This window comes from Pseudomonas sp. VE 267-6A (genome assembly GCF_024126555.1).
Classification (GTDB): domain Bacteria; phylum Pseudomonadota; class Gammaproteobacteria; order Pseudomonadales; family Pseudomonadaceae; genus Aquipseudomonas; species Aquipseudomonas palmensis.
Window position 1 is genome coordinate 124,647 of sequence record NZ_JAMYBY010000005.1, and the last position, 19,415, is coordinate 144,061.

Genomic DNA, 19,415 nt, shown 5'->3' on the forward strand with positions numbered 1-19,415 from the left:
GGTGGGCGTTCGAGTGCAGGCCGGCGCGTTCGACCCCGGCGCCGAGACCAATGCGATGCACGCGGCCAACGTCGGGGTGGGCGCGGTGGTGTCGTTTGTCGGCTATGTGCGCGACTTCAACGACGGTCGCGAGGTGGCGGGGATGTTCCTGGAGCATTACCCGGGCATGACCGAAAAGGCCCTGGCCAAGATCGTGCTGGAGGCCGAGCAGCGCTGGCCTTTGCTCAAGGTCGAAGTGCTGCACCGTATCGGCGCATTGCAGCCGGGCGAGCCGATCGTGTTCGTGGGTGTAGCCAGTGCGCACCGGCAGGCGGCGTTCCAGGCGTGCGACTTCGTGATGGACTATCTCAAGACCCGCGCGCCGTTCTGGAAGAAGGAGCAGACCGGCGAGGGGCCGCGCTGGGTCGAGGGGCGCCAGAGTGATGCGGACGCGGCGGGGCGTTGGTAGACGCCCCGCCGGCAAGGCTGGCTCCTGCAACGGTGCGGTGCCGCGAATCGGTTGAAAATTAATACACAAAAGTCCAGTATGGAATTATAAGTACAAAATAGTTCCAGGCTGCCTTGTGCCCGCCGCTTTTTCCTCTGTCTTGCAACACACCCCAACAACGAGCGAGAGAGACCGCTGATGAAAACCCCATCCCTGTTGGCTGCGCTGGCGTTGAGCCTGTTTGCCGCCGCCCCGTCGTTCGCCGCTGAAAAGACCCTGCGCATCGGTATCGAAGCCGCCTACCCACCGTTCGCGTTCAAGACCGCCGACGGCGCTATCAGTGGCTTCGACTACGACATCGGCAACGCCCTGTGCGCGCAGATGCAGGTCAAGTGCCAGTGGACCGAACAGGAGTACGACGGCCTGATCCCGTCGCTCAAGGTCAAGAAGATCGACGCTGCCCTGTCGTCGATCACCATCACCGAAGACCGCAAGAAGTCGGTGGACTTCACCCACAAGTACTACTTCACCTCCGCACGCCTGGCCATGAAGGACGGCAGCCAGGTCGATGACGACTTCGCCAACCTCAAGGGCAAGCGCATCGGCGTGCAGCGCGCGACCACCACCGACCGCTATGTGACTGCGGAACTGGTGCCCAAGGGCATCGAGATCGTGCGCTACACCAGCAACGAGGAAATCTTCATGGACCTGGTGGCCGGTCGCCTGGACGGTGTGTTCGCCGACACCATCCCGCTTGAACAGGGCTTCCTGGAGACGCCCAAGGGCAAGGGTTACGGGTTTGTCGGGCCAGAGCTGAAAGACCCCAAGTACGTGGGTGAGGGCGCCGGGATCGCGGTGCGCAAGGGCAACGCCGAACTGGTGGCCCAGCTGAACGCGGCCATCGACGCCATTCGCGCCAATGGCGAGTACCAGAAGATCCAGGCCAAGTACTTCAAGTCCGACATCTACGGCGACTGACCGTCGCCTGCCCGAGGCCTGAGTTCGTTCAGGCCTTGAGCTCCTTGAGGTGCTTGTACACCGTGGCCCGGCCCATGTTCAGCACGTTGGCCACGTAGTTGGCGGCGCTCTTGCCGCGAAACGCACCCTCGGCGTGCAGGGCCAGCACCAGTTCGCGCTTGTGGTCGCGATTCAGGTTGCTCAGTGCCAGCTGGCGCTCGCGCAGCCAGCTGTTGAGAAACGTGTTGATGCGCTCCTGCCAGTCATCGCGAAACAGCGCGTCGGGCTGGGCGATCAGCCGGGTGGGCGAGAGAAACAGATCCAGCGCCGCCTTGGCGTTTTCGAACATCGAGATGTTCAGGTTGATGCACAGCACGGCCTGCGGCTTGCCCTGGGCGTCGCGCAGCACGGTGCTGAGCGAGCGGATCTTCTGCCCGTCCCAATTGAGCTTTTCGTAGGGGCCGATGTTGGTTTCGTCGGTACCTGCCTCGAACATGTCTTCCAGGGCCGCATCGTCGCCGATCTCGCGCTTGGACAGGTTGTTGGCGATGTAGCCGATCTTCTGGCTGCGCAGGTCGTGCAGCACCACCTCGGCGTGGGGGAAGAACAGCGTGGCGATGGCGTCGGCAATCGCGCGAAAGTTGCTCAGGGCGGGGTCGTGGGGCGGTATCGGCATGCAGGCGGGCTCCAGGCGGTGTCAGCGCCCTAGGCGAAGGGCGCTGGGAGTGTGCCGCAAACGCGGGCGGGCGTCACCCGTGCAGGCGGTACAGGGCGTTGGCCAGGGCGATGTCTTCCAGGCCCAGGCCGATGGAGCGGAAGAAGGCATGGCGCTGGTAGGTCGGGCGCGGCGCCTGCTCGCTGAGCAACTGGGCCAGGTCGCCGATGATGGCGTCGGCCTGCCAGCCGTGCTGCTCGCTGGCGATGCGCATCTCGCCGGCCGAGCCGGGGGTGGTCAGGCGATAGTCGCAGTACACGTCCATGTCGGTCAGGCACTCGGGCGGCACTTCGTGGGCGCGTACCGCGTTGGTGCTGATCGAGGTGATCAGGGCCGGCTTGCTCAGCTGGCGCGGGTCGATCACAGGCTTTGCCGACGAGGTGCACAGCATGATCACGTCGGCGTCGTGCAGTGCTGATTGCAGGTCGTCCACCAGGCTCAGGCGCGGGTCGAGTGCACCGAGGGCTTCGCGCTGCTCGGCGCTTTTATCCTTGAGGCCTGGCGAGTGCAGGCGGATGTCCTGCCAGTCGCGCACGCCGCGCACATAGTGCAGGTGGGCCTGGGCGATGGGGCCGCTGCCGATCACGGTCAGGCGCCTGGCGCTGGTGGGGGCCAGGGCGTCGACCGCGACGGCGGTGGTGGCAGCGGTGCGTGCGGTGGTCAGTTCGCCGGCGTCGCACAATAGCAGTGGCTGGCCGCTGTCCATGGACATCAGCAATGTCCAGGCGGTGATCAGCGGCGCGCCTTCGCGCACGATGTAGGGCGAGGTCTTGACGCCGTAGACGCGGTCTTCGGCGAGCACCCCGCCGTAGTTGATGAAGTCGCCCCTGCCGGCCGGGAACTCCACCAGCTGTTGCGGCGGCTGCACGGCCTGGCCGGCGGCCAGGTCACGGAACAGCTTGCGCAGGATCTGCGGCACGTCCACCTGCGCGAGCAGTTGGCGGGCCAGGGGCTGGTCGATCACGCGTGGGGTAGACATGCGGCGCTCCATTTGAACTATTTTGTCTATTATGGACAAATAGTTTAATTGCGCCAACCCTATCGCGGGTCGAGCCCGCCCCCACAATCATTACTGTGGTCTCTGTGGGAGCGGGCTTGACCCGCGATGAGCCAGCCCGGTCAGCGCAAAAAAAAACGCAGCCGGCGAGGGCTGCGTTTTCTGTCCATCAATCGACTCAGTGATGCTTGCGCGCCACCGGCTTGAGCAGCTCGGTCGGCGGGGTCTCGCAACTGATCTTGCGCCCCAGCAATGCCTCGATACCCGGCAGCTGGTACGAATCATCCTCACCGGCGAAGCTGATCGACACGCCACTGGTACCGGCACGGCCGGTACGGCCGATACGGTGCACGTAGTCGTCCGGGTCTTCGGGCAGGGTGAAGTTGATCACGTGGCTGATGCCGTCGATGTGGATCCCGCGACCGGCCACATCGGTGGCCACCAGCACGGTGACCCGGCCTTCGCGGAAATTCTCCAGGGTCTTGATGCGCTTGTGCTGCGGCACATCGCCCGACAATTGCGCGGCATTCACGCCGTCACGCACCAGGCGCTCTTCGATACGGCGCACCTCGTCCTTGCGGTTGGCGAACACGATGACCCGCTCCCACTTGTTCTCGGTCACCAGGTTGTACAGCAGCTTGTACTTGTCGGCACCGGCTACCGCATACACATGCTGCTCGACGGTTTCGCTGGCAACGTTCTCCGGCTCGATCTCGACGATGGCCGGGTCGGTGGTCCACTGTTGCGCCAGGTTCATCACGTCTTCGGTGAAGGTGGCCGAGAACAGCAGCGTCTGGCGCTCGCTCTTGGGCGGGGTCTGGCGGATGATCTGGCGAACCTGCGGGATGAAGCCCATGTCGAGCATGCGGTCGGCTTCGTCCAGCACCAGCACCTCGACCATGTCCAGGTGCGCTTCGCCGCGCTGGTTGAAGTCCAGCAGGCGACCCGGGGTGGCCACCAGGATGTCGCAGTGGCGTGCCTCAAGGGCCTTGAGCTGCTTGTCGAAGTCCATGCCACCGACGAACGTCATCACGTTCAGGCCGGTGTACTTGGTCAGCTCGGCGGCGTCCTTGGCGATTTGCACCACCAGCTCGCGGGTAGGGGCGATGATCAGCGCCCGCGGCTCGCCCATGTAGCGCTCTTTGGGCGGCGGGGTCTGTTGCAGCTGGCTGATGATCGAGATCAGGAACGCGGCGGTCTTGCCGGTGCCGGTCTGGGCCCGGCCGATCGCATCCTTGCCACGCAGGGTGAAGCCCAGTACTTCGGCCTGGATCGGCGTGCAGTACGGGAAGCCCAGGTCGTGGATGGCATGCATCAGCTCGGGCGAGAGCTTGAAGTCGTGGAAGCGGGTCTTGCCCTCTTGCGGTTCCACCACAAAGTCTTCCAGTTTCCAGGTGCTGGCCTGGGGTTTTGGCTTGCGCTCGCGGCGCGGCTTGGCCTCGACCGGTTTGCTCGCCGGTTGCTCCAGGGGTTTTTCCGCCGGCTTTTCGGCGCGCGCTGGCGCGGCGGCTTCGGTCTGAGCCTTGAGCGGCGCGGCGGGAGCCGGGGCCTTGGGTGCTGCGGGCGGCTGCACGGTAGCAACGCTTTCGGTGGCGAGTTGCTCAACCTCGCTCTTTCCGAACATCTTCTTGAGTGCTTTGAGCACGGTCATCTCATCAATTGGTTAAGGAATGTACGCCGGCCAGTGTAATGCAAGATTCGGGCGCGGCGTAGTGGATTGCTCCGACAACTACAGACAAGGCGTTTTTTAGCGCAGCCGCTCGATCAGCCAGGCGCCGATGTCCTGGATTTCCTCGGGCAGCACGGCGTGTTCCATCGGGTATTCCTTCCACTGCACGGTGACGCCCCAGCTGTTCAGGTACTCGAAGGCGGCACGCCCCATGGACGGGATGACCACCGGGTCGTACACGCCGTGCAGGCACAGCGCCGGAATGCGCTGCTGGCTGGCGCTGAGCACGGTGCTGTCGGTGAAGGTCGGGGCGTAGGTGGAAAGGGCCATTACCCCGCCCAGCGTCTCCTGCCACTTTACATAGGCGGTGTGCAGAACCACTGCACCGCCCTGGGAGAAGCCGGCCAGGATGATGCGCGACAGGGCGACGCCCTTGGCCTGTTCCTGCTTGATCAGGTCGATGACTGCCTGTGCCGAGGCGTCGAGTTGCGCTTCGTCGATGGCGCGTGCACCGGGCGTCAGCGCCTTGATGTCGTACCAGCTGGGCATGGCGTAGCCATTGTTGATGGTGACCGGCTGGGTGGGTGCCTGCGGCATCACGAAGCGCGTGCTCAGCAGCACTTCCTGCAGGGCTTCGGCCACCGGCATGAAGTCGTAGCGGTCGGCGCCCAGGCCATGCAGCCAGATGACACAGGCGTCGGCGGTTTTCTGGGGTTCGAGAATCAGGGGATTGGTCATGACTGCTCCGAAAAAGTGCACGCAGGCCGGGGTGCGTGCTTGAAAAAAGGCATCGCTGGCGTTGCGTGCAAGGCTGTCACAGAACAGTCGGTTGTGCCAATCACCCGCCGCACGCAGTGCTGCGCCGATGCGGCGTCAGGCCGGCGCGGTCAGTCCTCTTCCTTGGGCGCGGGTGCAGGCGGTGGACGCAGGCCGATCTCGGCGATCAGCTTCAGCGGCTTGCCGTTGCGCACCACTTCGATGGCCACCTTGTCGTTGGGCTTGATCCGCGCCACCTGGTTCATCGAGCGCCGGCCATCGCCGGCCGGTTCGCCATTGATGCTCAGAATCACGTCACCCAGCTGCAGGCCGGCCTTCTGCGCCGGCCCGTCGCGGAAGATGCCCGCCACCACGATGCCTGGCCGGCCCTGCATGCCGAACGACTCGGCCAGCTCCTGGCTCAGCGGTTGCACCTCGATGCCCAGCCAGCCGCGAATCACCTGGCCATGCTCGATGATCGACTTCATCACCTCCAGCGCCAGCTTGGTGGGGATGGCGAAGCCGATGCCCTGCGAGCCGCCGGACTTGGAGAAGATCGCGGTGTTGATGCCGGTCAGGTTGCCATTGGCATCTACCAGCGCGCCACCGGAGTTGCCCGGGTTGATGGCCGCGTCGGTCTGGATGAAGTCTTCGTAGTTGTTCAGGCCCAGCTGGTTGCGCCCGGTGGCGCTGATGATGCCCATGGTCACGGTCTGGCCGACGCCGAACGGGTTGCCGATGGCCAGCGCCACATCACCGATGTGGATGTTGTCCGAGCGCCCGATGGTGATCGAGGGCAGGTTCTTGAGGTCGATCTTGAGCACGGCCAGGTCGGTTTCCGGGTCGCTGCCGATCACCCGTGCCAGGGTCTCGCGGCCGTCCTTGAGCGCCACCACGATCTGGTCGGCGCCGGAGGTCACGTGGTTGTTGGTCAGCAGGTAGCCCTCCGGGCTCATGATCACCGCCGAGCCCAGGCTCGATTCCCAGCGCCGCTGCTTGGGCAGGTTGTCACCGAAGAAGCGGCGGAACTGTGGGTCTTCGAACAGCGGGTGCGCGGTCTTGTTGACCACCTTGGTGGTGTACAGGTTGGCCACTGCGGGGGCCGCATTGCTCACCGCATCGGCATACGACACGGGGCCCTGCATCAGCCGCGTGGTCTGCGGCGCCTGCTGCAGGTTGACGTCCTGGCTGGGCAGGCCGACCCATTGGGGAAATTGCTGGATGACCAGCAGGGCGATCAGTACGCCGGTGACCAGTGGCCAGGCAAAGTAACGCAGAGCCTTGAACATGAGATGGATCCTGGGAGGTGGCCAGAGCCGATGCCGCAGTGGGGAGTAGATGAACGCGCGCGATCATACTGCGGCAAGGCCCGTGCAGGAACTGCTAAATCACGTCGAGCCATGACGGTCATGGCGCCGCGCCCCCGGGCAGTTGCCGTCGGTTTCCCCAAAAACGGTCGACGGCTCATAATGGCGGCCATTATACGAGGCCTTGTGCCACGCTGAACCGCTGAATTGAGGAGTCTTTGCATGGCTGTTGCCCTGAGCACCCTGGTCGAGGAAGCCGATCGCTACCTTGGCAGCGCAAAAATCCAGGACTACTGCCCCAACGGCCTGCAGGTCGAGGGCAACCCGCAGGTGTCGCGCATCGTCACCGGCGTCACCGCCAGCCAGGCATTGCTGGACGCTGCGGTCGAGGCGGGCGCCGACCTGGTGCTGGTGCACCACGGCTACTTCTGGAAGGGCGAGAACCCCTGCATCACCGGCATGAAGCAGCGCCGCCTCAAGACCCTGCTCAAACACGACCTGAGCCTGCTGGCCTACCACCTGCCGCTGGACCTGCACCCCGAGGTGGGCAACAACGTGCAGCTGGCGCGCCAGCTGGACATCACCGTCGAGGGCCCGCTGGACCCGGCCAACCCGCGGGTGGTGGGCCTGGTGGGCTCACTGGCCGAACCGATGTCGGCGCGGGATTTCGCGCGCAAGGTCAGCGACGTGATGGGCCGCGAGCCGCTGCTGATCGAAGGCGACGAGGTCATTCGCCGGGTGGGCTGGTGCACCGGCGGCGGCCAGGGCTACATCGACCAGGCGATTGCCGCAGGGGTCGACCTGTACTTGAGCGGCGAGGCGTCGGAACAGACTTTCCACAGTGCTCGCGAGAACGGCATCAGCTTCATCGCCGCCGGCCACCACGCCACCGAGCGTTACGGGGTGCAGGCGCTGGGCGATTACCTGGCACGTCGATTCGCTCTGGAACACCTGTTCATCGACTGCCCGAACCCGATCTGAGGCTAAAACGCCAAGGCATATTCTTATACTGTTTCGTTCTAGTAGCCTGCCTAAATAGAATCGGGTGCTGTGATAAAGTGGCCCGCTCGAACACGGCCCGCTGGCCGTCCATAAGATTGATTTTCCGTGAGTAGCCATGGTCGACAAGCTGACGCATTTGAAACAGTTGGAGGCGGAGAGCATCCACATCATTCGTGAGGTGGCCGCCGAGTTCGACAACCCGGTGATGCTGTACTCGATCGGCAAGGATTCGGCCGTGATGCTGCACCTGGCACGCAAGGCCTTCTTCCCGGGCAAGCTGCCGTTTCCGGTGATGCACGTCGACACCCAGTGGAAATTCCAGGAGATGTACAGCTTCCGCGACAAGATGGTCGAGGAAATGGGCCTGGAGCTGATCACCCACGTCAACCCCGATGGCGTTGCCCAGGGCATCAATCCGTTCACCCACGGCAGTGCCAAGCACACCGACATCATGAAGACCGAGGGCCTCAAGCAGGCGCTCGACAAGCACGGCTTCGACGCCGCCTTCGGTGGCGCGCGCCGCGACGAAGAGAAGTCGCGGGCCAAGGAGCGCGTGTACTCGTTCCGTGACAGCAAGCACCGCTGGGACCCGAAGAACCAGCGCCCAGAGCTGTGGAACGTGTACAACGGCAAGGTCAACAAGGGCGAGTCGATTCGCGTGTTCCCGCTGTCGAACTGGACCGAGCTGGATATCTGGCAGTACATCTACCTCGAAGGCATCCCGATCGTGCCGCTGTACTTTGCAGCCGAGCGCGAAGTGATCGAGAAGAACGGCACCCTGATCATGATCGATGACGAGCGCATCCTGGAGCACCTCTCGGATGAAGAGAAGGCTCGCATCGTCAAGAAGAAAGTGCGTTTCCGTACCCTTGGCTGCTACCCGTTGACGGGCGCGGTGGAGTCGGAGGCCGAGAGCCTGACCGACATCATTCAGGAAATGCTCCTGACGCGCACTTCCGAGCGCCAGGGCCGCGTCATCGACCACGATGGCGCAGGTTCCATGGAAGACAAGAAACGTCAGGGCTATTTCTAAGTTAGGGTCAGACCATGTCGCACCAATCCGAATTGATCAGCGAGGACATCCTCGCCTACCTGGCCCAGCACGAACGCAAGGAACTGCTGCGCTTCTTGACCTGCGGTAACGTCGACGACGGCAAGAGCACCCTGATCGGGCGCCTGCTGCACGATTCCAAGATGATCTACGAAGACCATCTGGAAGCCATTACCCGCGATTCGAAGAAAGTCGGCACCACCGGTGACGACATCGACCTGGCATTGCTGGTCGACGGCCTGCAGGCCGAGCGCGAGCAGGGCATCACCATCGATGTGGCCTACCGCTATTTCTCCACGGCCAAGCGCAAGTTCATCATCGCCGATACCCCGGGCCACGAGCAGTACACCCGCAACATGGCCACCGGTGCGTCCACCTGCGACCTGGCGATCATCCTGGTGGACGCGCGCTACGGCGTGCAGACCCAGACCCGCCGGCACAGCTACATCGCTTCGCTGCTGGGCATCAAGCACATCGTCGTGGCCGTGAACAAGATGGACCTCAAGGGCTTCGACCAGGACGTGTTCGAAGGCATCAAGGCTGACTACCTGAAGTTTGCCGAAGCCATCAACATGACCCCCAGCAGCCTGCACTTCGTGCCGATGTCGGCGCTCAAGGGCGACAACGTGGTCAACCGCAGCGAGCGTTCGCCGTGGTACACCGGCCCTGCGCTGATGGAAATCCTCGAAACCGTGGAAGTGGCGGCCGACCGCAACTTCACCGACCTGCGTTTTCCGGTGCAGTACGTCAACCGTCCCAACCTGAACTTCCGTGGCTTTGCCGGCACCCTGGCCAGCGGCGTGGTACACAAGGGCGACGAGATCGTGGTGCTGCCGTCGGGCAAGAGCAGCCGCGTGAAGTCCATCGTCACCTACGAAGGTGAGCTGGAGCAGGCCGGCCCGGGCCAGGCCGTGACCCTGACCATGGAAGACGAGATCGACATCTCCCGTGGCGACCTGCTGGTGCATGCCGACAACGTCCCGCCGGTGACCGACCAGTTCGACGCCATGCTGGTGTGGATGGCCGAAGAGCCGATGCTGCCGGGCAAGAAATACGACATCAAGCGCGCCACCAGCTACGTGCCGGGCTCGATTGCCAGCATCGCCCACAAGGTCGATGTGAACACCCTGGAACAGGGCGCTGCGAGTTCGTTGCAGCTCAACGAGATCGGCAAGGTCAAGGTGAGCCTGGACGCTCCGATCGCGCTGGACGGCTACGACAGCAACCGCACCACCGGCGCGTTCATCATCATCGACCGCCTGACCAACGGCACCGTGGGCGCGGGCATGATCATCGCGCCACCTGTACTGCCTCACGGCAGCACCGGCCAGCATGGCAGCCAGGCCCACGTGACCACCGAGGAGCGTGCCTTGCGCTTCGGCCAGCAGCCGGCCACCGTGCTGTTCAGCGGCCTGTCGGGCGCGGGCAAGAGCACCCTGGCGTATGCCGTTGAGCGCAAGCTGTTCGACATGGGCCGTGCGGTGTACGTGCTCGATGGGCAGAACCTGCGCCATGACCTGAACAAAGGCCTGCCGCAGGACCGTGCCGGGCGTACCGAGAACTGGCGTCGTGCTGCGCATGTGGCGCGTCAGTTCAACGAAGCGGGCTTGCTGACCCTGGCCGCGTTCGTGGCACCGGATGCCGAAGGCCGTGAACAGGCCAAGGCGCTGATCGGCAAGGAGCGCTTGCTGACCGTTTACGTCCAGGCTTCGCCGTTGGCGTGCCGTGAGCGTGATCCGCAGGGGCTGTACGCGGCCGGTGGCGACAACATCCCGGGCGAGAGCTTCCCGTATGACGTGCCGCAGGATGCGGACCTGGTGATCGACACCCAGAGCGTTGGCGTGGAAGAGGGCGTCAAGCAGGTACTGGAACTGCTGCGCAAGCGTGGCGCGATCTAAGCGCTGCTGCTGAATGAAAAGCCCGCGATGGTGAAGGCCATCGCGGGCTTTTTTGTGGCGGCTGGCCGCTTCGCCGGCAAGGCCGGGTCCTACGGTGAGCGCAAGGCCATGCAGGAGCAGGCCTTGCCGGGGAAGTGCTCAGCGGACACGCCGCTTCAAATATGCTTCTGTGCCACCGGAATCACCCGCTTCTCCTTCACCGCCTTGAACGAGAAGCTCGAATAGATCTCCTTCACCCCCGGCAGCCGCTGCAGTACCTCGCGGGTGAACTCGCCGAACGACTCCAGATCCCGCGCCAGAATCTCCAGCAGGAAGTCATAGCGCCCGGAGATGTTGTGGCACGCCACGATTTCGGGGATATCCATCAGCCGCTGCTCGAATGCCCGGGCCATCTCCTTGCTGTGCGAATCCATCATGATGCTGACGAAGGCGGTCACTCCGAAGCCCAGTGCCTTGGGTGACAGGATGGCCTGATAGCCGGTGATGTAGCCCGACTCCTCCAGCAGCTTGACCCGCCGCCAGCACGGCGAGGTGGTCAGGGCGACGCTGTCGGCGAGCTCGGCCACGGTCAGTCGGGCGTTGTCTTGCAGCGCGGCCAGCAGTGCGCGGTCGGTACGGTCGATGGCGCTAGGCATGTCTTGCCCTCCATAGCCTGTTCTTGTTGTTTTTATGTCAGTGAACGGCGCTTTTCGTAGGCGTATTTGGAAAAATTTAAGCCGGTCTGTGGAATAAGCTTATAACAAACCACAAGAGGCGGTTGCCATGCACGGCTCCAACAAGCTCCCAGGATTTGCCACCCGCGCCATTCACCATGGCTACGACCCCCAGGACCACGGCGGCGCACTGGTGCCACCGGTCTACCAGACCGCGACGTTCACCTTCCCCACCGTGGAATACGGCGCTGCGTGCTTTGCCGGCGAGCAGGCCGGGCATTTCTACAGCCGCATCTCCAACCCCACCCTCAACCTGCTGGAAGCACGCATGGCCTCGCTGGAAGGCGGCGAGGCCGGGCTGGCGCTGGCCTCGGGCATGGGGGCGATCACGTCCACGCTATGGACGCTGCTGCGCCCCGGTGACGAGGTGCTGCTGGGCAATACCCTGTACGGCTGCACCTTTGCCTTCTTGCACCACGGCATCGGCGAGTTCGGGGTCAAGCTGCGCCATGTGGACATGGCCGACCTGCAGGCATTGGAGGCGGCCATGACGCCGGCCACCCGGGTGATCTATTTCGAGTCGCCGGCCAACCCCAACATGCACATGGCCGATATCGCCGGCGTGGCGAAGATTGCACGCAAGCACGGCGCGACCGTGGTGGTCGACAACACCTACTGCACGCCGTACCTGCAACGGCCACTGGAGCTGGGCGCCGACCTGGTGGTGCATTCGGCCACCAAGTACCTGAGCGGCCATGGCGACATCACTGCTGGCATTGTGGTGGGCAGCCAGGCACTGGTGGACCGTATACGTCTGCAGGGCCTCAAGGACATGACCGGTGCGGTGCTCTCGCCCAATGACGCCGCACTGCTGATGCGCGGCATCAAGACCCTCAACCTGCGCATGGACCGCCACTGCGCCAACGCTCAGGTGCTGGCCGAGTTCCTCGCCGGGCAGCCGCAGGTGGAGCTGATCCATTACCCGGGCCTGGCGAGCTTCCCGCAGTACACCCTGGCCCGCCAGCAGATGAGCCAGCCGGGCGGCATGATCGCCTTCGAACTCAAGGGCGGCATCGGTGCCGGGCGGCGGTTCATGAACGCCCTGCAACTGTTCAGCCGCGCGGTGAGCCTGGGCGATGCCGAGTCGCTGGCGCAGCACCCGGCAAGCATGACTCATTCCAGCTATACCCCAGAGGAGCGTGCGCATTACGGCATCTCCGAGGGGCTGGTGCGGTTGTCGGTGGGGCTGGAAGACATCGACGACCTGCTGGCCGATGTGCAACAGGCACTCAAGGCGAGTGCCTGAACCCGTCACGGATGAGGTCAATGCAATGGTGGCAATGATGAACCTTGTGCCTGGCGACGGCGTGCCCGGTGACAGCGACCCTGGCGAAACTGCAGAGTGGCTGGAGGCGCTGGAGTCGACCCTGGCGCACTGCGGCCCGGCCCGCGCGCGGTTTCTGCTCGAACAGTTGGAGGCGCATGCCCGCGAACTGGGCCTGGAGCGTGGTGCCCAGCCGTACTCGGCGTACCGCAACACCCTGTCGCTCGAACATCAGGGCGCCTACCCGGGCGACCTGGAACTGGACGAGCGCATCACCAGCATCCTGCGCTGGAATGCCCTGGCGATGGTGGTGCGTGCCAACCATGCTTACGGTGACCTGGGCGGTCACATCGCCAGTTACGCTTCGGCCGCAGAGATCTTCGAGGTGGGGTTTCAGCATTTTTTTCGCGGCGAGGAGGGCGGCGAGCAGCGCACGGCCGACCTGGTGTTCTTCCAGCCGCACTCGGCGCCCGGCATTTATGCCCGGGCCTTTCTTGAAGGGCGCCTGAGCGAGGCTCAGCTGGCCAGCTATCGGCAGGAGGTCGCAGGCGATGGCCTGTGCTCCTACCCGCACCCGTGGCTGATGCCCGACTTCTGGCAGTTTCCCACCGGGTCGATGGGCATCGGCCCGCTCAACGCCGTGTACCAGGCGCGCTTCATGCGCTACCTGCAGCACCGCGGCCTGGCTGATACCGCGCAGCGCCATGTGTGGGGCGTGTTCGGCGATGGCGAGATGGACGAGCCCGAATCCATCGCCGGGCTGACGCTGGCGGCCCGTGAGCAACTCGACAACCTGACCTTCATCGTCAACTGCAACCTGCAGCGCCTGGATGGTCCGGTGCGTGGCAATGGCCAGATCATCCAGGAGCTGGAGTCGCTGTTCAGCGGCGCCGGCTGGAACGTGATCAAGGTGTTGTGGGGCTCGGAATGGGATGCGCTGTTTGCCCGCGACAGCGAGCACGTGCTGCTGCGCCAGCTGGCGGCAACCCCCGACGGCCAGTTCCAGACCCTGGGGGCCAATGACGGCGCCTACAACCTCGAACACTTCTTCAACCAGCACCCGGCCTTGCAGCGCCTGGTCGAGCACATGAGCTCGGCCGAGATCAACGCGCTCAAGCGCGGTGGCCATGATTTTCGCAAGCTGTATGCCGCCTTTGCCGCCGCCAAGGCGTGCAAGGGCCGGCCCACGGTGATCCTGGCCAAGACCAAGAAGGGCTACGGCATGAGTGCGGCCGGCGAGTCGCGCATGACCGCGCACCAGGCCAAGAAGCTCGATGTGCAGGCGCTGCTGGCCTTCCGTGACCGCTTCCACCTGCCCTTGAGCGATGCGCAGGTTGAGCAGTTGCAGTTCTACCGGCCGGACGAAAACAGCCGGGAGATGCGCTACCTGCGCGAGCGGCGCAATGCCCTGGGCGGCAGCCTGCCGTCGCGGCGGCCCCAGGCGCGCACGCTGCCAGTACCGGCGCTGGAGGTGATGGGCGGTTTTGCGCTGCACGCCGAGGGCAAGGAGATGTCCACCACCATGGCTGCGGTGCGCATGCTCGGTGCCTGGCTCAAGGCCCCGGAGCTGGGGCCGCGGGTGGTGCCGATCGTCGCCGATGAAGCGCGCACCTTCGGCATGGCCAGCCTGTTCCGGCAGATCGGCATCTACTCGCCCCATGGGCAGCGCTACGAACCCGAAGATGCCAGTTCGCTGCTCTCCTACAGGGAGTCGCGCGATGGTCAGTTGCTGGAGGAGGGCATCACCGAGGCCGGGGCCCTGTCGTCCTGGGTAGCGGCGGCCACCTCCTATGCGGTGCATGGCGAGCCGATGTTGCCGGTGTACATCTATTACTCGATGTTCGGCTTCCAGCGGGTCGGCGACCTGATATGGGCGGCGGCCGACCAGCGTGCACGTGGCCTGCTGCTGGGGGCCACGGCAGGGCGCACCACCCTGGGCGGCGAAGGCTTGCAGCACCAGGATGGCTCGAGCCTGGTGATGGCGGCCATGGTGCCCAACTGCCGCGCCTGGGAGCCGTGCTTTGCCGGCGAACTGGCGGTGATTCTGGAACACGCGGCGCGGCGCATGCTGGTGGAGCAGTGCGACGAGTTTCACTATGTGGCGGTGATGAATGAAAGTTATCCACACCCCTCCCTGCCACCTGAGGCACATGCGGCAGTGTTGCGCGGGATGTACCGGTTTGCCGAACAGCAGGTGGAGCATGCCCTGGGGCGGGTTCGCCTGCTGGGCTCCGGGGCGATCCTGCGCGAGGTGATCGCCGCGAGCGAGCTGCTGGCGGCGGACTGGGGCATCGCCAGCGAGGTGTTCAGTGTGACCAGCTTCAGCGAACTGGCGCGTGATGCACGGGATGTGCAGCGCGGGCAGCGTCTGGGGCTGGGTGGCAGCAGCCATCTGGCGCAATGCCTGGTGGGAGATGCGCCGGTGATTGCCGCGACTGACTATGTACGTGCCTGGCCGCAATTGATTGCCGAGTACGTGCCGGCGCCATACGTGACGCTGGGCACCGACGGCTTCGGGCGCAGCGATACGCGCCAGCGGTTGCGCCAGTTCTTCGAGGTGGACCGCTTCAGTGTGGTGCTGGCCAGCTTGCAGGCGCTGGTGGATGACGGGCTGCTGGAGGTCGATGTGATGGCGCAGGCACGGGCCAGGTATCCGGCGCTGGATGCGGCGGGCCCCTGGTATCGTTGATGTGAGGGGATGAAAAAAGGGGCCGGTGATCGGCCCCTTTTTTCTTTGTGTCAGATGGTTGGGTGTGGCATTCGCCGGCAAGGCCGGCTCCAGCAGGAGCGCGCCATGCCAGTGACGGGGCCGCTGCGCTCAGCGCTTGAGCCCGTAATGCTCATCCAGCATGCCCGGGGTGTTCGGTGCTTTGGGCGCGTAGTCGCGTGGCACTTCGGTGTCCTTGGGCGGGGTCAGACGGTCACGCGGGCCCTGCGCCTCGGAGTGCAGTGCGGCCAGCAGGCGCTGACGGGTCTGTTCGTCCAGGGCCAGACGGTTGGCGCCTTCGGCCAGGTGGTCCTGCACTTCCTGGTAGCTCTGGGTCAGCTTCTTGACCAGCGCCGCGGTGCTGTTGAAATGGGTCACCACTTCACTCTGATAACTGTCAAAACGTTCCTGGATATCGTCCAGCTGCCGCTGGGTGCTGCTCGGGGCGGCATTGGGCAAGAGGCGGGCGACCAGGAAACCAACGACTACACCCACTACCAGGGCCAGGGTCGGCAACAACCAAACTAAGAGCGAGAGTTCCACGAGTCCTTCCTCTATAAACGGCTTTGCTTTACGTTAACGGCTCGGACCTGCGCTGTATACCGCGAGCGATCGCAAATATCTCAGACAGAATCATCAGCTAGACGAGTCGACCCCTCCAGAGGTCACGGAGTTCACCCTTGCTTATCCGCGAAACCCCCGTATTCATCGATGGCCCGGTTGGCCAGCTGGAAGCCCTGTACCTGGACGTGGCAGACCCTCGCGGCATCGTCCTGCTGTGCCACCCCAACCCCGTGCAGGGCGGCACCATGACCAACAAGGTGGTGTCGATGCTGCAGCGCACCGCACGCGATGCCGGCTACATCACCCTGCGCTTCAACTACCGCGGTGTAGGCCAGAGCGCTGGCAGCCATGACATGGGCAGCGGCGAAGTCGACGATGCACAGGCCGCTGCAACCTGGCTGCGCGAAAAACATCCCGAATTACCTTTGACGCTGATGGGCTTCTCCTTCGGCGGCTTCGTCGCGGCCAGCCTCGGCGGCCGGCTCGAAGCCCAGGGCGTCACGCTCAAGCACCTGTTCATGGTAGCCCCGGCGGTGATGCGCCTTGGCGGTACCGACGGCCTGCCGCAGGCAGGTGCCTTGAGCGTGATCCAGCCCGAAACCGACGAGGTGATCGATCCGCAGATCGTCTACGCCTGGTCCGATGCACTGGCGCGCCCCCATGAGCTGCTGAAAGTGGCAGAATGCGGTCACTTTTTTCACGGCAAGCTGACCGACCTCAAGGATCTGGTGTTGCCACGCCTTTCGAACTGATACAAGCCTGATAAGCGATTACCCATGACCACTCGTATCCTTACCGGTATCACCACCACGGGCACGCCGCACCTTGGCAACTATGCCGGTGCCATCCGCCCGGCGGTCCTCGCCAGCCAGCAGCCGGGCGTCGACTCGTTCTACTTCCTGGCCGACTACCATGCGCTGATCAAGTGCGACGACCCGCAGCGCATCCAGCGCTCGCGTCTGGAAATCGCCGCCACCTGGCTGGCCGGCGGCCTGGACCCGGAACGCGTGACCTTCTACCGCCAGTCCGACATTCCCGAGATCCCCGAGCTGACCTGGCTGCTGACCTGCGTGGCGGCCAAGGGCCTGCTCAATCGCGCGCATGCCTACAAGGCCTCGGTGGACAAGAACCTGGAAAGCGGCGAAGACCCGGATGCGGGCGTGAGCATGGGCCTGTACAGCTATCCGGTGCTGATGGCGGCGGACATCCTGATGTTCAATGCCAACAAGGTGCCGGTGGGGCGCGACCAGATCCAGCACGTGGAAATGGCCCGTGATATCGGGCAGCGCTTCAACCACCTGTTCGGCCAGGGCAAGGACTTCTTCGCCATGCCCGAGGCGCTGATCGAGGAAAGCGTGGCCACCTTGCCGGGCCTGGACGGTCGCAAGATGTCCAAGAGCTACGACAACACCATCCCGCTGTTCACCAGTGCCAAGGAGATGAAGGACGCGATCTCGCGCATCGTCACCGACTCGCGCGCGCCGGGCGAGGCCAAGGACCCGGACAACTCGCACCTGTTCACCCTGTTCCAGGCCTTTGCCACCGCCGAGCAAGCCGAAGCCTTCCGCAGCGAACTGCTGCAGGGGCTGGGTTGGGGCGAAGCCAAGCAGCGCCTGTTCCAGCTGGTCGACGGCCAGTTGAGCGCGCCGCGCGAGCATTACCACCAGCTGATTTCCCGCCCGGCGGACCTGGAGGATATTCTTCTGGCCGGCGCGCAGAAGGCCCGCAGGATCGCCACGCCGTTTCTTGAGCAACTGCGCGAAGCAGTGGGCCTGCGCTCGTTCCGCAGCACGGTTCAGGTCAGCGGTGAAACCAGGAAGAAGGCGGTCAAGGCGGCACGCTTCGTGAGCTTCCGTGAAGAGGACGGCAGCTTCCGTTTCCGCCTCCTGGCAGCCGACGGCGAGCAGTTGCTGCTGTCGCGCAGCTTTGCCGATGGCAAGGCGGCCGGCGCGGTGAGCAAGCAGTTGCAACTGGGCCAGCCGCTGGATGTACGTGACGAAGGCCTGGGCTTCAGCCTGTGGCTGGAAGGCGAGTGCGTGGCCGACGGCCCGCAGTTCGCCGATGCCACGGCGCGCGATGCCGCCATCGAGAGCCTGCGCGCTGCCTTGCAGCCCCAGCAGGACTGACCGTCAATCGCAAGTCTGATTGCCATTACCCGGGGCCGTCGCTACAGTGACGGCCCGCTTTTGTTGCCTTGCTAACGAATTATGACGCCCCTAGAACGATATCAAGCAGATCTGAAACGTCCCGAATTCTTCCATGACGCGGCGCAGGAAACAGCGGTGCGTCACTTGCAGCGCCTGTACGACGACCTGGTCGCGGCGCACAACAGCAAGCCGGGTGTGTTCGGCAAGCTGTTCGGCAGGAAAGAGCAGGCGCCCGTCAAGGGCCTGTATTTCTGGGGTGGGGTAGGGCGCGGCAAGACCTACCTGGTCGATACGTTCTATGAGGCGCTGCCTTTCCCGCAGAAGGTGCGTACGCACTTCCACCGCTTCATGAAGCGCGTGCACGAGGAAATGAAGACCCTCAAGGGCGAGAAGAACCCGCTGACCATCATTGCCAAGCGGTTCTCCGACGAGGCGCGGGTGATCTGCTTCGACGAGTTCTTCGTGTCCGATATCACCGACGCGATGATTCTTGGCACCCTGATGGAGGAGCTGTTCAAGAACGGCGTGACCCTGGTGGCCACCTCCAACATCGTGCCGGACGGCCTGTACAAGGACGGCCTGCAGCGTGCGCGCTTCCTGCCGGCAATTGCCCTGATCAAGCAGAACACCGACATCGTCAACGTCGACAGCGGCGTGGACTATCGCCTGCGTCACCTGGAGCAGGCCGAGCTGTTCCACTTCCCGCTGAATGAAGCAGCCCACGAAAGCCTGCGCAAGAGCTTTCGCGCATTGACGCCGGAATGCACCCAGGCGGTGGAAAACGACGTGCTGATGATCGAGAACCGCGAGATCCGTGCGCTGCGTACCTGCGACGACGTGGCCTGGTTCGACTTCCGCGAACTGTGCGACGGCCCGCGCAGCCAGAACGACTACATCGAACTGGGCAAGATCTTCCATGCGGTGCTGCTCAGCGGCGTGGAGCAGATGGGCGTGGCCACCGACGATCTGGCGCGTCGCTTCATCAACATGGTCGACGAGTTCTACGACCGCAACGTCAAGCTGATCATCTCGGCTGAAGTGGAGCTCAAGGACCTGTACACCGGCGGGCGCCTGAGCTTCGAGTTCCAGCGTACCCTGAGCCGCTTGCTGGAGATGCAGTCCCACGAGTTCCTGTCGCGGGCACACAAGCCTTAAATCGCGTCACTGCTGTCGCGGCTCACGCCCGTTCCCACAGAGGTTTGCAGCGAACCTGTGGGGGCGGGCGTGACCCGCGATAGGCC

General features: G+C 64.2%; 17 protein-coding genes. 10 read left to right on the forward strand and 7 right to left on the reverse strand.

Annotated elements, in window-relative coordinates; translation table 11 throughout:
* Position 1 precedes the first annotated feature (1 nt).
* On the forward strand, positions 2-448 hold the full coding sequence (moaE, locus tag NJH59_RS07230; protein ID WP_043861012.1) for a molybdopterin synthase catalytic subunit MoaE: 447 nt from the start codon (positions 2-4) through the stop codon (positions 446-448).
* A gap of 177 nt (positions 449-625) precedes the next feature.
* A complete protein-coding gene (locus tag NJH59_RS07235) occupies positions 626-1,405 on the forward strand; it encodes an ABC transporter substrate-binding protein (protein ID WP_054914847.1) in 780 nt (259 codons plus the stop codon).
* Positions 1,406-1,433: 28 nt separating this feature from the next.
* Here NJH59_RS07235 and NJH59_RS07240 read toward each other — a convergent pair whose 3' ends face one another.
* From NJH59_RS07240 to algW, 5 genes are all read right to left on the reverse strand, one after another.
* Entirely contained in the window at positions 1,434-2,060 is a 627-nt protein-coding gene (locus NJH59_RS07240; protein WP_253086588.1) for a PAS domain-containing protein, read from the reverse strand.
* Positions 2,061-2,133: 73 nt separating this feature from the next.
* On the reverse strand, positions 2,134-3,078 hold the full coding sequence (locus NJH59_RS07245; RefSeq protein ID WP_043861015.1) for an ornithine cyclodeaminase family protein: 945 nt from the start codon (positions 3,076-3,078) through the stop codon (positions 2,134-2,136).
* A 196-nt stretch (positions 3,079-3,274) separates the two neighbouring features.
* Positions 3,275-4,741: an ATP-dependent RNA helicase RhlB gene (gene rhlB, locus NJH59_RS07250; RefSeq protein WP_078479565.1), complete on the reverse strand. Its 1,467-nt coding sequence runs from the start codon at positions 4,739-4,741 to the stop codon at positions 3,275-3,277.
* A 102-nt stretch (positions 4,742-4,843) separates the two neighbouring features.
* Positions 4,844-5,503: an alpha/beta fold hydrolase gene (locus NJH59_RS07255; protein ID WP_043861016.1), complete on the reverse strand. Its 660-nt coding sequence runs from the start codon at positions 5,501-5,503 to the stop codon at positions 4,844-4,846.
* 149 nt (positions 5,504-5,652) lie between these two features.
* Positions 5,653-6,810 (reverse strand): Do family serine endopeptidase AlgW, encoded by a 1,158-nt coding sequence (gene algW, locus NJH59_RS07260; RefSeq protein ID WP_043861017.1) that lies wholly within the window; start codon positions 6,808-6,810, stop codon positions 5,653-5,655.
* Positions 6,811-7,050: 240 nt separating this feature from the next.
* Here algW and NJH59_RS07265 point away from each other — a divergent pair, with 240 nt between their 5' ends.
* The 3 genes from NJH59_RS07265 to cysN all read left to right on the forward strand — a co-directional run bounded on the left by NJH59_RS07265 (position 7,051) and on the right by cysN (position 10,779).
* Entirely contained in the window at positions 7,051-7,809 is a 759-nt protein-coding gene (locus NJH59_RS07265) for a Nif3-like dinuclear metal center hexameric protein (RefSeq protein WP_043861018.1), read from the forward strand.
* A gap of 136 nt (positions 7,810-7,945) precedes the next feature.
* Complete coding sequence (gene cysD, locus NJH59_RS07270; protein WP_058540870.1) at positions 7,946-8,863, forward strand: sulfate adenylyltransferase subunit CysD; 918 nt, start codon at positions 7,946-7,948, stop codon at positions 8,861-8,863.
* Positions 8,864-8,877: 14 nt separating this feature from the next.
* On the forward strand, positions 8,878-10,779 hold the full coding sequence (cysN, locus tag NJH59_RS07275; protein WP_253086589.1) for a sulfate adenylyltransferase subunit CysN: 1,902 nt from the start codon (positions 8,878-8,880) through the stop codon (positions 10,777-10,779).
* Between the two features lie 155 nt (positions 10,780-10,934).
* Here cysN and NJH59_RS07280 read toward each other — a convergent pair whose 3' ends face one another.
* Positions 10,935-11,414, reverse strand: a complete 480-nt coding sequence (locus tag NJH59_RS07280) for an Lrp/AsnC family transcriptional regulator (RefSeq protein WP_043861021.1) — start codon at positions 11,412-11,414, stop codon at positions 10,935-10,937.
* Positions 11,415-11,541: 127 nt separating this feature from the next.
* Between NJH59_RS07280 and NJH59_RS07285 the strand changes: the two genes are divergently transcribed.
* Both NJH59_RS07285 and mdeB read left to right on the forward strand, forming a co-directional pair.
* Positions 11,542-12,738, forward strand: coding sequence for a methionine gamma-lyase (locus tag NJH59_RS07285; protein ID WP_253086590.1), 1,197 nt, complete (start codon positions 11,542-11,544; stop codon positions 12,736-12,738).
* Between the two features lie 25 nt (positions 12,739-12,763).
* Positions 12,764-15,445, forward strand: coding sequence for an alpha-ketoglutarate dehydrogenase (mdeB, locus tag NJH59_RS07290; protein ID WP_253086623.1), 2,682 nt, complete (start codon positions 12,764-12,766; stop codon positions 15,443-15,445).
* 129 nt (positions 15,446-15,574) lie between these two features.
* On the opposite strand, the gene NJH59_RS07295 is transcribed toward mdeB, so the two are convergent.
* On the reverse strand, positions 15,575-16,006 hold the full coding sequence (locus NJH59_RS07295; protein ID WP_043862040.1) for a DUF1043 family protein: 432 nt from the start codon (positions 16,004-16,006) through the stop codon (positions 15,575-15,577).
* A gap of 137 nt (positions 16,007-16,143) precedes the next feature.
* Between NJH59_RS07295 and NJH59_RS07300 the strand changes: the two genes are divergently transcribed.
* The 3 genes from NJH59_RS07300 (at position 16,144) to zapE (ending at position 19,329) form a co-directional block, all read left to right on the forward strand.
* On the forward strand, positions 16,144-16,779 hold the full coding sequence (locus NJH59_RS07300) for an alpha/beta fold hydrolase (protein ID WP_043862041.1): 636 nt from the start codon (positions 16,144-16,146) through the stop codon (positions 16,777-16,779).
* A 24-nt stretch (positions 16,780-16,803) separates the two neighbouring features.
* Positions 16,804-18,153: a tryptophan--tRNA ligase gene (locus tag NJH59_RS07305; protein WP_043862042.1), complete on the forward strand. Its 1,350-nt coding sequence runs from the start codon at positions 16,804-16,806 to the stop codon at positions 18,151-18,153.
* Positions 18,154-18,234: 81 nt separating this feature from the next.
* Entirely contained in the window at positions 18,235-19,329 is a 1,095-nt protein-coding gene (gene zapE / locus NJH59_RS07310; protein WP_043862043.1) for a cell division protein ZapE, read from the forward strand.
* Positions 19,330-19,415 lie beyond the last annotated feature (86 nt).